This window comes from Streptomyces sp. NPDC053426 (assembly GCF_055585405.1).
This window is the reverse complement of record NZ_JBVJKE010000009.1, coordinates 269,005-283,897: the sequence shown is the minus strand read 5'-3', so window position 1 is coordinate 283,897 and position 14,893 is coordinate 269,005. Positions and strand designations below refer to the sequence as shown.

Annotated in this window: 11 protein-coding genes and 1 tRNA gene; 3 read left to right on the top strand and 9 right to left on the bottom strand. The window is 70.4% G+C overall.

The annotated features are described in order from the left end of the window. Window positions 1–153 precede the first annotated feature (153 nt). Both ACZ62B_RS20500 and hcp read right to left on the bottom strand, forming a co-directional pair. Window positions 154–1,248: a 2Fe-2S iron-sulfur cluster binding domain-containing protein gene (locus tag ACZ62B_RS20500; RefSeq protein WP_344554974.1), complete on the bottom strand. Its 1,095-nt coding sequence runs from the start codon at window positions 1,246–1,248 to the stop codon at window positions 154–156. Beyond that, window positions 1,245–2,924, bottom strand: coding sequence for a hydroxylamine reductase (gene hcp, locus ACZ62B_RS20495; protein WP_344554976.1), 1,680 nt, complete (start codon window positions 2,922–2,924; stop codon window positions 1,245–1,247). The genes ACZ62B_RS20500 and hcp overlap by 4 nt, the downstream gene beginning before the upstream one ends. 150 nt (window positions 2,925–3,074) lie before the next feature. Here hcp and ACZ62B_RS20490 point away from each other — a divergent pair, with 150 nt between their 5' ends. After that, entirely contained in the window at window positions 3,075–3,776 is a 702-nt protein-coding gene (locus ACZ62B_RS20490) for a Crp/Fnr family transcriptional regulator (RefSeq protein ID WP_344554978.1), read from the top strand. Window positions 3,777–3,929: 153 nt separating this feature from the next. Here ACZ62B_RS20490 and ACZ62B_RS20485 read toward each other — a convergent pair. Next, a tRNA-Leu gene (locus ACZ62B_RS20485) sits at window positions 3,930–4,016 on the bottom strand. Between the two features lie 391 nt (window positions 4,017–4,407). On the opposite strand from ACZ62B_RS20485, the gene ACZ62B_RS20480 reads away from it, so the two are divergent. Then, a complete protein-coding gene (locus ACZ62B_RS20480; RefSeq protein WP_344554980.1) occupies window positions 4,408–5,208 on the top strand; it encodes an ABC transporter ATP-binding protein in 801 nt (266 codons plus the stop codon). A 59-nt stretch (window positions 5,209–5,267) separates the two neighbouring features. Then, window positions 5,268–7,796, top strand: a complete 2,529-nt coding sequence (locus tag ACZ62B_RS20475) for an ABC transporter permease (protein WP_468887628.1) — start codon at window positions 5,268–5,270, stop codon at window positions 7,794–7,796. 78 nt (window positions 7,797–7,874) lie between these two features. Here ACZ62B_RS20475 and ACZ62B_RS20470 read toward each other — a convergent pair whose 3' ends face one another. From ACZ62B_RS20470 to eno, 6 genes are all read right to left on the bottom strand, one after another. Continuing rightward, window positions 7,875–9,173 carry a class I SAM-dependent methyltransferase gene (locus ACZ62B_RS20470; protein ID WP_468719145.1) on the bottom strand — a complete coding sequence of 433 codons (1,299 nt, stop codon included), beginning with the start codon at window positions 9,171–9,173 and terminating at the stop codon, window positions 7,875–7,877. A 425-nt stretch (window positions 9,174–9,598) separates the two neighbouring features. Continuing rightward, a complete protein-coding gene (locus tag ACZ62B_RS20465) occupies window positions 9,599–10,990 on the bottom strand; it encodes an NAD(P)/FAD-dependent oxidoreductase (protein ID WP_344554986.1) in 1,392 nt (463 codons plus the stop codon). A gap of 442 nt (window positions 10,991–11,432) precedes the next feature. Next, a complete protein-coding gene (locus ACZ62B_RS20460; RefSeq protein ID WP_344554988.1) occupies window positions 11,433–12,374 on the bottom strand; it encodes a Ppx/GppA phosphatase family protein in 942 nt (313 codons plus the stop codon). Then, window positions 12,371–12,904, bottom strand: a complete 534-nt coding sequence (locus ACZ62B_RS20455) for a DUF501 domain-containing protein (protein ID WP_469691573.1) — start codon at window positions 12,902–12,904, stop codon at window positions 12,371–12,373. The genes ACZ62B_RS20460 and ACZ62B_RS20455 overlap by 4 nt, the downstream gene beginning before the upstream one ends. Before the next feature lie 31 nt (window positions 12,905–12,935). Continuing rightward, on the bottom strand, window positions 12,936–13,415 hold the full coding sequence (locus ACZ62B_RS20450; RefSeq protein WP_344554992.1) for an FtsB family cell division protein: 480 nt from the start codon (window positions 13,413–13,415) through the stop codon (window positions 12,936–12,938). 101 nt (window positions 13,416–13,516) lie between these two features. After that, window positions 13,517–14,797: a phosphopyruvate hydratase gene (gene eno, locus ACZ62B_RS20445; RefSeq protein WP_344554994.1), complete on the bottom strand. Its 1,281-nt coding sequence runs from the start codon at window positions 14,795–14,797 to the stop codon at window positions 13,517–13,519. Window positions 14,798–14,893: the final 96 nt, after the last annotated feature.

Here is a 14,893-nt window from a genome sequence, read left to right as displayed (position 1 = left end):
CCCGGTGAAGCCGTGGGCCGCGATCCGGCGGATCTCCGGCGGCCCGTTCACCCGGACCGGTCACGCGGAGGTGTGGTCCGAGCGGTCCCCGTCGCCGAGGGCGCCGCTCGCGCCCAACGGCGCCGATCACGTGCCCCGGGCGGCGGGGGAGGATCAGGCGGTGGCGGAGACCGAGAACTTCTCGCTCAGGATCCGTGTGATCGGGACGCCCGCCTCCTGGGCGACCTTCTCCACCGCGTCGATCATGCCCGGGGGGCCGCACACGTAGAGGTCGGGCAGTTCCTCGTCCTGCTTCCGGAGGGCTTCCAGGTCCTCCGCGAGGGCGGCCACCGGGCTGCCGGCGCGGACGTCCGTACGCTCGCACGGCCGGCTCACGCACAGCTGTACCGAGAAGTCCGGCAGTTCTCCGCCGACCTCGGCCAGGACGTCCTCGCCGAAGAGGTCGCTCTCGCCGCCCACCCCCAGGTAGAACCGCAGCGCGTGCGGTTCCTGGAACTCGGCCATGCGGCGGGCCATGGAGAACAGGGGCGAGACCCCCGTGCCGCCCGCGACGAACCAGCGGGGCCGCAGCCCGGTCTCGACGAGGCCGAAGGCTCCCTGGGGGCCGTGCACGGTCAGCGTGTCCCCGGTCTTCGCCGTGCGGTCCAGCCAGGTGGAGAAGTGGCCGCCCTCACGCAGCCGGATGTAGAACTCCAGTTCGCCGTCCCAGTTGGGGATGTTGGAGTAGGAGTACGCGCGGGTCTCCTCCTCCCCCGGGATCTGCAACTGGGCGAACTGGCCCGGTTCGAACTCGGCGGTCCCACCGTCCTCGGCGTCGACGTCCAGCCGGAGCAGGAGACGTACGACGTCGTGCGTGCACCGGTCGATGGCGGCCACGGTGGCGGAGCACACGGAGATGGTCCCGGTCAGCACGCGGGAACGCTCGTACGGCAGCGAGATCGTCAACGGGCTGTCGGGGTAGGTGCAGCACAGCAGGGCACCGCCGGACGCCGCCCGCTCCGGGCTCAGCGCGAGTTCGCTGTGGTCGCCGAGCGTGAACTCGCCGTCGACGACCGTGGCCACGCAGGCACCGCACGTGCCCTTCCGGCACAGCGCGGGCAGCAGGTGTCCGGCGTCCGCGGCCGCGTCCAGGACGGACTGTCCCTCGGCGGCGGTCGCCTCGATGACCTCGCCGTCCAGCGTGGTCATGGTCAGCGGGTACCCGTCGGGTGCGGCGGGCAGCGGTTCGGAGGAGGGCACGGCGGTCATCGGGTCGCTCCCAGCGCGTCGGCGAGGTCCTGCTGGGCGCTCCGGCTGGTGCGCAGGCCGAAACGCTCGGAGAGCAGGTTCCACACCGGTTCCGTGACGAACGCCGGCACGCTCGGGCCGGTGCGGACGTTGCGCAGGCCGAGGTGGAGCACGGTGGTCAGGATCGCCAGCGCCTTCTGCTCGAACCAGGCGAGGACCAGGGTGAGCGGCAGGTCGTTGACCGTGCGGTCCATCGCCGTGGCCAGGGTCTCGGCGACCCGGATCGCGGAGTAGGTGTCGTTGCACTGGCCGACGTCGAGCAGTCGGGGCAGGCCGCCCGGTGTGGTGCCGTGGGTGAGCTTGTTGAACCGGTACTTGTTGCAGCCCAGCGTGAGGATCACGGATTCCGCCGGGGTGCTCGTGGCCAGTTCCGTGTAGTAGTCACGGCCGGGGGCGGTGCCGTCGCAGCCGCCGATCAGGAACATGTGCCGGATGTCGCCCGAGGTGATGGCGCCGACGATGTCGTCACCGATCTCCAGCAGGGCCCGGCGGCCGTAGCCGATGGTGATCTCCTTCTCCGGTTCGTCCGCCGGGAAGCCGGGGGTGCCCTTGGCGGCGCGCACGACTCCCTTGAAGTCGTAGTCGCCGATGTGCCGCACCCCGGGCCAGCCGACCGGGCCGGTGGTGAAGGTGCGGGTCTTGTAGGCGGGCAGCGGTTCGATCAGGCAGTTCGAGGTCATCACGATCGGTCCGGGGAACGCCGCGAAGTCCTGCTGCTGGTCCTGCCACGCGCCGCCGTAGTTGCCGGCCAGGTGCTCGTACCTGTTCAGCTCCGGGTAGGAGTGGGCGGGCAGCATCTCGCCGTGGGTGTAGACCTGGATGCCGGTGCCCTCGGTCTGCTTGAGGATCTCGAGCAGTTCGTCGAAGCCGTGGCCGCTGACGAGGACGGCCTTGCCCCGGACGGCGGAGACCTTGACCTTCGTGGGGCGCGGTGTCCCGAACGTACCGGTGTTGGCGCTGTCCAGCAGCTCCATCACCTTGAGGTTGGTGGCGCCGACCGCGAGGACCCGCTGCAGCAGTTCCTCCCGGTCGCTCGGGCCGTCCGCCAGGTAGGCGAGGTGCCCCTCGATCTCGCTGTCGACCTCGTCGCTCCGGTAGTCGACGACACGGGCGTGGTGGGCGTACGCGCACACCCCCTTGAGGGAGTAGAGGACGAAGGCGCGCAGTCCGGTGATGTCGGCGCCCACCTCCTCGGCGTCTGCCAGGATGCCGGCCTCCGCCGCCTGCAGGAGCAGGTCGTCGACCTTGGCGGCGGGCCGGAACGCGGCCGGACCGGACAGCTCGGCCGGCTCCTCGCCGGCCTCCCGGGCCGCCTGCTCGTGTGCGGCCCGGACCCGGTCCCGGAGCGCGGCGCCCTCGTGGATCATCTTCACGAACCGGGTGGCGTTGAAGTTGACGTTGGTGAGGGTGGAGAACATGCCGTGGACGACGAAGGCGGCCGCCTCCCGGTCCAGCCCGACACCGCGCTCGGCGGCTGCCCTCGCGTGCTGGGAGATGCCCTTGCAGACGTGGATCAGCAGGTCCTGCAGGGCGGCGGTGGTGGCGTCCTTGCCGCAGTTCCCCTTGACCGTGCAGCCGGCCGTACCCCCGGTACGGTCCGTCTGTTCGCACTGGTAGCAGAACATGTCATGCGCCATGGGGCTGTCTCCTCTTCCGACGGTTCACCCGGCAGGCCGTGGCAACCGGTCCTGGCTCCTGCCGGCGCGATCACCGTAGGAAAGGAGCAGCGGAGTTACCTTGACGCAGGTCAATTCGGCGAGGATTTCACGGAAGATAGAATCCGGAACATGCCCCTCCGACGGGACCCGCCTCGCAGTCTGCTCCGCTCGATACCGCTCTTCAACCAGCTGGACGCGGAAAGCCTGACCCACCTGGCCGCCCTCACCCGGACCTTCCCGGCGTCCAAGGGGCAGGTGGTGGTGGAGGCGGGCACCCAGCCGGGGGCGTTCTACTGCCTCATCACGGGACAGGTCCGGCTGGCCGTCTCCGCGGCGGTCGGGGAGGAGAAGGTCATCTCCATCGTCTCCCCGGGCCAGACGTTCGGTGAGGCCCTCCTGTTCACCGGCGCCCCCTATCCCGTCAGCGCCGTCGCGCTCTCCGACTGCCTCCTGCTGTCCGTCCCCTTCGCCCCCGTGCTCGAACTCGCCGACAGCCGGCCCGGCTTCGCGCTTCGGATGGCCGCCGGGCTCGCCCTCCGCCTCCAGCACTTCGTCATGGACATCGAGCAGTACGCCCTGCACAGCGGGACCGAGCGCGTCCTGGATCTGCTGCGCCGGCTCGCCGAGGAGACCTGCCCGGATCCCCACCCGGCCCCCGCCGTGGTCACCCTCCCCGCCTCCAAGCACGTCGTCGCGTCCCGGCTCAGCCTCAAACCCGAGACGTTCTCCCGCATCCTGCGGCGCCTGACGGACGCGGGCGCGATCCGGATGAACGGCCGCACCATCGTCCTCGTCGACCTGGACGCCCCGGGCATCGCGGGCCTGATCTGAGGCACCGGGGCCGCCCGCGCGTTCACGTCCGGACCACCGGGCCGGCGTCGAGCGCGTGTGCACGGGTGAAGAGGCGACGCTCCGCCGCGCCGCGGGGGGAGGAGGAAGGACAGCGAGAGGGGCCGCTCTCGTCGACGAGAACGGCATACGTGGTGGTGCCCGGAGCCGGACTTGAACCGGCACGCCCGCTCAGGGGCAGCGAGGTTTAAGCTCGCCGTGTCTGCATTCCACCATCCGGGCAGGCCGTGGGCTCCGCTTCGCGGTTCCGAGCCTATCGGTGCCCCTCCCGTCGACAGCGGCGGGATGGACCGATCTTGTCTTATTTTATTGGCGCCTGAGGGTGCATCAGCACCGTGAACTCGCCGACAGCACGTGCCAACAGCCTTGCGTGTGACGCTCCGTCACGCACGCGGAATGACGGAATTTCACCGTCCGAACAAGGGCGCTCCACCCGTTCCCGCGCGCCCCCGGCTCAGGGGCCGACGTCATCCTGAGGTATGACACCGCGCCCGGCACTCCCTCCCGAGTCGCCCCCCGGAACCGGAGCAGCGGGTGACTACACGGCGGCGAAGCGGCGGAACGATGGACGACGTCCCCGAGAACACACCGTCCCGACAGGAGCGCCCATCCCGTGACCACCGCACCCCTCGCCGACCGGACCACCGCCGTGGCCGCGCGCGCCACGGAGCTTTCGAAGATCTACGGCCAGGGCGAGACCCAGGTGGTCGCCCTGGACCGGGTCTCCGTCGCCTTCCGGCAGGCCGAGTTCACCGCGATCATGGGTCCGTCCGGGTCCGGCAAGTCCACGCTGATGCACTGCGTGGCCGGCCTCGACACCTTCTCCTCCGGTTCCGTGCGCATCGGTGAGACCGAGCTGGGCTCGCTGAAGGACCGGCAGCTCACCAAGTTGCGCCGGGACAAGATCGGCTTCATCTTCCAGGCGTTCAACCTGCTGCCGACGCTGTCCGCGCTGGAGAACATCACCCTCCCGATGGACATCGCGGGCCGCAAGCCGGACAAGGAGTGGCTGGACACTGTGATCCGGATGGTCGGCCTGTCGGACCGGCTGAGCCACCGGCCCTCGCAGCTCTCCGGCGGTCAGCAGCAGCGGGTCGCCGTCGCGCGGGCGCTGGCGTCCAAGCCGGACATCATCTTCGGTGACGAGCCCACCGGAAACCTCGACTCCCGTTCCGGTGCCGAGGTGCTGGGCTTCCTGCGCAACTCCGTGCGCGAGCTGGGGCAGACGGTGGTCATGGTGACGCACGACCCGGTCGCCGCCGCCTACGCGGACCGCGTCGTCTTCCTCGCGGACGGCCGGATCGTGGACGAGGTGCACGGGCCGACGGCCGACTCGGTGCTCGACCGCATGCGGAACCTTCCCGGGGGGAACCCCCAGGCCCCCGGGTTCGACACCAAGGGCCGCACCAGCTGACACCCCCGCCCGCTCCCCAGCCCGCCCCCCTCCGTACGTCTGGACTCGAGAAGACTCCCATGTTCCGTACCGCCTTGCGCAATGTGCTCGCGCACAAGGCCCGGCTCCTGATGACCGTGCTCGCCGTGATGCTCGGCGTGGCCTTCGTGTCGGGGACCCTGGTCTTCACCAACAGCCTCTCCGACGCCCTGCAGAAGCAGTCCGCCAAGGGCTTCGACCACGTCGACGTCGCCGTCACCCCCCAGTGGAAGGAGGGCGAGGGCGACGAGGCCGGCGAGTACCGGGAGCTGACCCGTGAACTGGTCGACGACAGCGCCGCCGTGCCCGGCGCCGCGGGGGCCATCGGCACCGTCCAGGGCTTCACCGCGCTCGCCGACAAGGACGGCAAGCTGATCGGCAACGGCTTCCAGTCGCAGGGCGGCAACTACTGGGGCACCGAGGACCCCCGGTATCCGCTGGTCAGCGGGCGCGCGCCGAAGGGCGAGGGCGAGATCCTCATCGACTCCGAGACCGCGAAGCGGGCCGGCTACAAGGTCGGTGACACCGTACGGATGTCGGTCGACGGTCCCGTCCTGGAGCCGGAGATCACCGGTGTCTTCACCACCGACGACGGCAATGTCGCGGCGGGCGGCAGCCTCACGCTGTTCGACACGCCGACCGCGCAGAAGCTGCTCGGCAAGCCGGGCACCTTCGACGAGATCGCCGTCGAGGCGAAGGACGGCGTCAGCGACACCGAGCTGCGGGCACAGCTGGAGAAGGCGCTGCCCTCCGACGTCGTGGAGACCACGACGGGCACGAAGCTCGCCGACGACCAGGCGAAGGCGATCGCCGCCTCGATGAGCGGTCTGAAGCAGGGCCTGCTGGTGTTCGCCGGGATCTCGCTGTTCGTCGGTACGTTCATCATCGCCAACACCTTCACCATGCTGGTCGCCCAGCGCACCAAGGAGCTGGCCCTGATGCGCGCGGTCGGCGCCTCCCGGCGTCAGGTCACGCGGTCGGTGCTGATCGAGGCGTTCGTGGTCGGCGCGGTCGCCGCCGCCGTCGGACTCGTCGCCGGTGTCGGCATCGGCGCGGGGCTGCGCTCCCTGATGGGGACGCTGGACGCGCCCATGCCCGACGGCCCCCTGGTGATCAGTCCGGGCACGGTCGGCTCCGCGTTCGCGGTCGGCATCCTGGTGACCATGCTCGCCGCGTGGCTGCCCGGCCGCCGGGCCGCGAAGATCCCGCCGGTGGCGGCGATGAGCGCGCTGCACGCCCAGGCGACCACCAAGTCGCTGGTGCTGCGCAACACGCTGGGCGCGCTGTTCTCGGCGGCCGGTGTCGCGGTGGTCCTCGCGGCCACGACGATGGAAGGCTCCGACGGCCAGGCCCCGATGGGGCTCGGCGCCGTCCTGCTGATCATCGGCGTCTTCGTCCTGACCCCGCTGCTGTCCCGCCCGCTGATCGCCGGCGCGGCGCCGGTGCTGCGCGTCTTCGGGGTCTCCGGGAAACTGGCCCGGCAGAACTCGGTGCGCAACCCGCGCCGTACCGCCGCCACCGCGTCCGCGCTGATGATCGGGCTCACCCTGATCACCGGGATGACGGTGATGGCCGGCAGCCTGCAGAAGTCCATCGACAAGATGGCGGCCTCCGCGATCGAGGCGGACTACATGGTGTCCATGGCGAACGGACACCCCCTGTCGCAGGACATCGAGAAGCAGCTGAGGCAGTCCGGCGACGTGACCGCCGTCAGCCCGATGCGCAACGCGTACGCCCGCGTCGACGGCGAACACGAGTACCTGACCGGCGTGAACGGCGCCACGATCGAAGAGCTGACCGAGTTCCCGGTCACGCAGGGATCCTTCGAGGTCGGCGGCGCACGGGTCGTCGTGGACGAGGACACCGCGAAGTCGTACGGCTGGAAGGCCGGTTCGGACTTCACCGTCGCCTACGAGGGCGGCGGGAAGCGGAAGCTCACGGTCTCCGGCGTCTACCAGGCCAACGAGATGATGAGCGGCATCATGGTCGACACCGCGGTCCTCGACCCGGACGAGTCGGAACCGGCCGACATGATGGTCATGGTGAAGACCGCCGACGGTACGTCCGACGCGGCGAAGGACGCGCTGGAGAAGGCCCTCGGCAGCAACCCGGCGATCAAGGTCCAGGACAAGCAGGACCTCTCCAACGAGGTCGCGAAGATGTTCACCCTGATCCTGAACATGGTCTACGGCCTGCTGGCGATGGCGGTGATCGTGGCGGTCCTCGGTGTGATCAACACCTTGGCGATGTCGGTGTTCGAGCGCTCCCAGGAGATCGGCATGCTGCGGGCGATCGGCCTGGACCGCACGGGCATCAAGCGGATGGTCCGGCTGGAGTCCCTGGTGATCTCGCTGTTCGGCGCGGTGCTCGGCCTCGGCCTCGGCGTGTTCTTCGGCTGGGCGGCCGGTGAGCTGGTGGGGTCGAGGATGGCGACGTACGAACTGGTCCTGCCGTGGGCCCGGATGGGGGTCTTCCTGCTGCTGGCCGCGGTGGTGGGTGTGCTGGCGGCGCTGTGGCCGGCGCGGCGGGCGGCCCGGCTGAACATGCTGCAGGCGATCAAGGCCGAGTAGAGGCCGGGCAGGAGCCACGGCCACGGCTGTGACGCGGGCCCCGTTCCGGGTGGAGCGGGGCCCTTCGTCGTGTGCGGGTCAGTTCCAGGTGCGGGCGCGCAGGGGGAGGGCGGAGGCGCCGGACTCCGGGGTCCTGACGGCGAGGACCTGGTTGACGCCGATGCGGTTGCGTTCGAAGGCGAGGGCGGACGCGGCCATGTACAGCAGCCAGACGCGGGCCCGTCCCGGACCGGCGAGCGACACCGCGCGGTCCCAGTCGGCCTCCAGGTTCGCCACCCAGCGGCGCAGGGTGAGCGCGTAGTGCTCGCGGATCGACTCGACGTCGCGCACCTCGAAACCGGAACGTTCCAGCAGGGAGACAGTGGTGCCCAGCGGGGCGAGTTCGCCGTCCGGGAAGACGTAGGCGTCGATGAAGGAGTCCACCCGGTACGACGTCTCGTCCCGCTGCGGGCGGCGCGCGATCTGGTGGTTCAGCAGCCGCCCGCCCGGCTTGAGGAGGCCGTGCAGGGCGGTGGCGTACTCCAGGTAGCGCTCGGATCCGACGTGTTCGGCCATGCCGATGGAGGAGACGGCGTCGTACGGGCCGTCCGTGACGTCCCGGTAGTCCTGTACGCGGATCTCGACGCGGTCGGTCATTCCCTCGTCGGCGACGCGCTTACGGGCGTAGGCGGCCTGTTCGTGGGAGAGGGTGACGCCGACGACGTCCACGCCGTGGTCGCGGGCGGCGTGGACGGCCATGGAGCCCCAGCCGCAGCCGACGTCCAGCAGGCGCTGCCCCGGCTTCAGGGCGAGTTTGCGGGCGACGAGTTCGAGTTTGTCGTGCTGGGCCTGTTCGAGGGTGCCCCGCGGGGGCGGGGCGGGCCAGTAGGCGCAGGAGTACACCATGGACGGGCCGAGGACGATCTCGTAGAAGTCGTTGCCGACGTCGTAGTGGTGGCTGATGGCGCGCCGGTCGCTGTGCTTGGTGTGCAGGCCGCGGCGGGGACGGCGGGCCTCCTCGCGGGGCGGGGCGGGCGGCAGCGGGGGGCCGGCGAGGGCGATCAGTCCGCGGGCGGCGGAACGGAAGGCGGGGTCGCGCAGGGCCTGGACGAGGGTACGGGCGTCCTCACCGCGCTCCCAGACGAGGCCGGCGATCCGGTCGAGGACGGTGTAGAGGTCGCCCTCGACGGCGAGGTCGCCGGCCACCCAGGCGCGGGCGAGGCCCAGTTCGCCCGGCTTGCGGAGCAGGTGGCGCAGGGCCCGGCGGTTGCGTACGACCAGGGTGGGGGCGTCCGGGGGGCCGGCCTGTGAGCCGTCCCAGGCGCGGACGCGGACGGGGAGGGGGGCGTTGATCAGCTGTTCGACGTGACCTTTCAGCCGCGAGGCGGCGTCTGGCATGGTGTACACCTCCGTGACGGGGAATCCCGGAATGTCGTCACCACGAAAACACTCGAGGGTGGGGTTGGCAGTCCCCGGCGCGCGTCATCTCTGGGCAAAACGCTGGATCGCACGCGCGGCAGCGAGCCTTGCGGGCTCCGCCCCTGGCCCCCGCCAGGAGGCTCCGCCCCCTGGACTCCCGGCCTGTGCCCACCCACCACCCGACTCGGGAGCTGGGAACGCGCCCCGACGGGGTTGCTCTCCGGAACTCGGGCGAAGCCCGTGAGACCGAGTGCGGAACGCCGGTGAGGTCTGGGGCGGAGCCCCAGGGGACAACCTTTCAACCCACCGAGCCGGGCGGGCGCCCCCGTCGGCCCCTCGGGAACGCCGAAGGGGCCGCCCGCACCACGGATGGCGGGTGGCCCCTTCGGAAGGGTGACCGGAGGTCAGGAAGCCTTGGCCTCGGTCTTCTTCGGTTCCTGCTTGGCGGCCGCCGGAGCCGGCGCCGGCTTCGCGGCCTCGTAGAACTCGTCGCGCGGCGACTCGATCGCGCCCAGGGACACGACCTCGCGCTTGAGGAACATGCCGAGGGTCCAGTCGGCGAAGACGCGGATCTTGCGGTTGAAGGTCGGCATCGCCATGCCGTGGTAGCCGCGGTGCATGTACCAGGCGAGCCGGCCCTTGAGCTTGATCTTCATCTTGCCCATGACGATCATCGCCACGCCCTTGTGCAGGCCGAGGCCCGCCACCGCGCCCTTGTTGGCGTGGCTGTACTCCTTCTGCGGGAAGCCCCGCATGCCGGAGACCACGTTGTCGCCGAGGACCTTGGCCTGGCGCAGCGCGTGCTGGGCGTTCGGCGGGCACCAGGCGTTCTCGTTGCCGGCCTTGCGGCCCACGAGGTCCGGGACCTGGGCGTTGTCGCCCGCGGCCCAGATGTAGTCGGTGCCCTTGACCTGGAGCGTCGGCTCGGTGTCGACGTGACCGCGCGGACCCAGCGGCAGGCCGAAGCGGGACAGCGCCGGGTTCGGCTTGACGCCCGCCGTCCACACGATCGTGTTGGAGTCGACCTCGAGGCCGTTCTTCAGCACGACGTGGCCGTCGACGCAGGAGTCCATCGACGTGGACAGGTAGACCTCGACGCCGCGGCCCTCGAGGTGCTCCTTGCCGTACGCGCCGAGCTTGGGCCCGACCTCGGGGAGGATCTTGTCGGCGGCGTCGACGAGGATGAAGCGCATGTCCTCGCGGGACACCGTCTTGTAGTACTTGGCCGCGTCCCGGGCCATGTCCTCGACCTCACCGATGGTCTCCGCGCCGGCGAAGCCGCCGCCGATGAAGACGAAGGTGAGCGCCTTGCGCCGGATCTCCTCGTCCGTGGTGGAGTCGGCCTTGTCGAGCTGCTCGAGGACGTGGTTGCGCAGGCCGATGGCCTCCTCGACGCCCTTCATGCCGATGCCCTGCTCGGCGAGGCCGGGGATCGGGAAGGTGCGGGAGACCGCGCCGAGCGCGATCACCAGGTAGTCGAAGGGCAGCTCGTACGCATCGCCGACCAGCGGGGCGATCGTGGCGACCTTCCGGTCCTGGTCGATGGTGGTGACCCGGCCGGTGAGGACCTCCGCCTTAGGCAGCACGCGTCGCAGCGGGACGACGACGTGCCGGGGGGAGATGTTGCCGGCGGCGGTTTCGGGGAGGAAGGGCTGGTAGGTCATGTACGACCGCGGGTCGACGACGGTGACGGTCGCCTCGCCGTAACGCATCTTCTTCTGGATGCGCCGAGCTGCGTACAGGCCTACGTACCCACCGCCTACTACGAGGATCCTGGGACGCTCCGTGGTGCTCATGCCATCGAGTATCCACCCGCCTCAGGGGGGTACCTCGTGCGCCCCTTCACAAGCTTCGACAGGGCCTGTGTTACCATCCCGCACTTCTTGATCCAGATCACAGCGCGAAGCGGGAACCGGCACCCCGCACGGGACGTTGTCAATGCCGCGTGAGCTGCCTCTCTGTCGGCCGGGCGGCGCTGTGAGGCCGACCGCCGAACCCGTACGATGATCCCTGACGGGACACCCGCCACCGCCTTCTGAACGTGTTCAAAGGGGTGTTGAGGGCCCGAATGGGTCAACCGGGATCACTTCTTCGTTCTCCCGGGGCCAATTCCTTGTGAAGAACTTCACGAACTTTCCCGACGGAGCCCCGCCCGGGGACCCGAAAGGGCCCCCGGGCGCCGCTCAAACGCCATCCCGACTGCTCAGCGGAGTGCTACTGACCAGTAGCAAAGGGGAGCTAGGCCACGGACCAGGCGATGCCGTCGAGGATGTCGTGCTCCGACACCACGACCTCCTCCGCGCCGATCCGCTCCATGATCGCCAGGAGGACCAGGGCCCCGGCGCCGATCACATCCACTCGGCCCGGGTGCATGGAGGGCACCGCCGCGCGCTCGGCGTGGGTGGAGCGCAGCAGCCACTCGGTGATCTCGCGGACGCGGTCGCGGGAGACACGGGAGTGGTGGATGGCCTCGGAGTCGTACTCGGGGAGGTCCTGGGCGATCGCCGACACGGTCGTGACCGAGCCGGCCAGGCCGACCAGGGTGTGCGCCTCGCGCAGCGGGACCGTCTCCTCGGCGCGGTCGAGGGCGGCCTCGATGTCGGCCCGTATGGCCGCGATCTGCTCCTCGGTGGGCGGGTCCGTCACGGCCCCGTCCCGCACCAGGTGCCGCTCGGTCATCCGTACGCAGCCGACGTCCACGGAGCGGGCGGCGCGCACGTGGTCGTCGCCCACGACGAACTCGGTCGAGCCGCCGCCGATGTCCACGACCAGGAACGGGCGGCGCAGATCGGCCCGGCCCGTCAGCTCCCTGGTGGCCCCGGTGAAGGAGAACTCGGCCTCCTGGTCACCGGTGATGACCTCGGGCTCCACGCCCAGGATGTCCACCACCCCGCGCACGAACGCGTCGCGGTTCTCGGCGTCGCGGGAGGCGGAGGTGGCGACGAAGCGCAGGTGCTCCGCGCCGTGCTCCTTGATGATCTCCGCGTACTCGCGGCAGGCGGCGAACGTCCGCTCCAGCGCCTCCGGCGCCAGCCGGCCCGTACGGTCGACGCCCTGGCCGAGCCGTACGATCGTCATACGACGGTCCAGATCGGTGAGTTCACCGGTCTCCGGGTCCGCGTCGGCCACCAGCAGCCGGATGGAGTTCGTACCGCAGTCGACGGCGGCGACCCGGGTCACTGGCCGTCCTCCTTCGCGGGGAGCGTCACACAGGCGCCCTTGCTCCACCACTGGGGCAGCATCGCCAGCGCCTCGTCGCCCAGCGGGTTGACGCCGGGGCCCGCGGCCAGCGAGTGGGCGACCAGCACGTGCAGGCACTTCACCCGGTCCGGCATGCCGCCCGCGCTGGGGAAGTTCTTCAGCTCCTCGATCTCGTCGCGGCGCCGGATGTAGTCCTCGTGCGCCGCGCGGTACGCGGCCGCCAGCACCGGGTCGGTGGCCAGCCGCTCCGTCATCTCCTTCATCACGCCGTTCGCCTCCAGCGTCCCGATCGCGGAGTTCGCCTTCGGGCAGGTGAGGTAGTAGAGCGTCGGGAAGGGGGTGCCGTCGGGCAGCCTCGGCGCGGTCTCCACGACGTCCGGCTGTCCGCAGGGGCAGCGGTGCGCGATGGCGCGCAGCCCGCGCGGGGGCCGCCCGAGCTGCTGCTTGAAGGCCTCGACGTCCGCGTCGGTGGGTTCGGTGCGCGGGGTCGTGGGCGGGGGCGTGTCCATAACTGTCTTTCTTACGGCTTTCTGCGAAGGGTCACTGGTCTGCGGCGGCGTCGGCCTTGTCGACGCCGTCCCAGACGTTCGCGTACCAGGGGCGGTCGGCGGCTTCGAGATCCGTACGGGACTGCTTCGCCGTACCCGGGTCGATGACGATGTAGCCGGTCTCGCCGGGCAGGACGTAATGCAGCCGCCTGCGGATCTCCTGCTCGGCGTACGCGTCGTCCTGCCAGCGGGCCTTCATGTCGCGCAGCCGTTCGACCCGCTGACGGGCCTCGTCCTGCTCCTGCCGGAGGTCGGCGATGTCCGCGCGCTGGGAGACGTACTGCCGCATGGGATAGGCGAGGGCGACGATCAGGGAGCAGACCACCAGGGCGAGCAGCGCGGCCCGGCCGGTCAGCCGGGAGCGGCGGGCCTGGCGTTTGGTCTGCGAGCGGTAGACCCGGGCCGCGGTCTGCTCGCCGATCAGCCGGATCCTGGTCGCGGTGGAGAAACGGTCCCGGTCCTTGACCGCCATGTTCCCGCCTCTCGTTCACCGTCATACGCGCGTACGTCCCCGCACACGGTACGGGACCGGGTACGGGGACGTACGTACGACGCTGCCTCTTACGGGGCGGGTCAGCCCTTGAAGCGCGGGAACGCGCTGCGGCCGGCGTACACCGCCGCGTCGTCGAGGATCTCCTCGATGCGCAGGAGCTGGTTGTACTTGGCGACGCGCTCGGAGCGGGCCGGGGCGCCGGTCTTGATCTGGCCGCAGTTGGTGGCGACGGCCAGGTCGGCGATGGTGACGTCCTCGGTCTCGCCGGAGCGGTGGGACATCATGCACTTGAAGCCGTTGCGCTGGGCCAGCTCGACGGCGTCCAGGGTCTCGGTCAGCGAGCCGATCTGGTTGACCTTGACCAGCAGGGCGTTGGCGGCGCTCTCCTCGATGCCGCGGGCGAGGCGCTCGGGGTTGGTGACGAACAGGTCGTCGCCGACGAGCTGGACCTTGTCACCGAGCTTGGCGGTGATGGTCTTCCAGCCCTCCCAGTCGTCCTCGAACAGCGGGTCCTCGATGGAGACGAGCGGGTACGCCTCGACGAGCTCGGCGTAGTACTCGGTCATCTCGGCGGCGGAGCGCTCCTTGCCCTCGAAGGTGTAGGAGCCGTCCTTGTAGAACTCGGACGCGGCGACGTCGAGCGCGAGGGCGATCTGCTCGCCGGGGGTGTAGCCGGCCTCCTTGATGGCCTCGAGGATGAGGTCGAGGGCCTCGCGGTTGGAGCCGAGGTTCGGGGCGAAGCCGCCCTCGTCGCCGAGGCCGGTGGCCAGGCCCTTGCTCTTCAGGACCTTCTTGAGGGTGTGGTAGACCTCGGTGCCCCAGCGCAGGGCCTCGGAGAAGGACTCCGCGCCGATCGGGGCGATCATGAACTCCTGGATGTCCACGTTGGAGTCGGCGTGCGAGCCGCCGTTCAGGATGTTCATCATCGGCACCGGCAGCAGGTGCGCGTTGGGGCCGCCCAGGTAGCGGAAGAGCGGGAGGTCGCTGGCCTCGGAGGCGGCGTGGGCGACGGCGAGCGAGACGCCGAGGATGGCGTTGGCGCCGAGGGAGCCCTTGTTGTCGGTGGCGTCCAGGTCGAACATCGCCTGGTCGATCAGGCGCTGCTCGGTGGCGTCGTAGCCGACGAGCTCCGGGCCGATCTGCTCGATGACGGCCAGGACGGCCTTCTCGACACCCTTGCCCAGGTAACGGTTGGCATCGCCGTCACGGAGTTCGATGGCCTCGAAGGCGCCGGTGGAGGCGCCGGACGGGACGGCGGCACGACCCGTGCTGCCGTCGTCGAGGCCGACCTCGACCTCGACCGTGGGGTTGCCTCGGGAGTCCAGGATTTCCCGGGCTACGACGACGTCGATGGACGGCACGAGCATCTCCTTCTTGGATGTGACGCGGGTGAGCAGGACCCCGGAGGGTCTTGCGAGTCCGAGCCTAACCGGCTCGGGGCGATCGGGCCGCCGGTC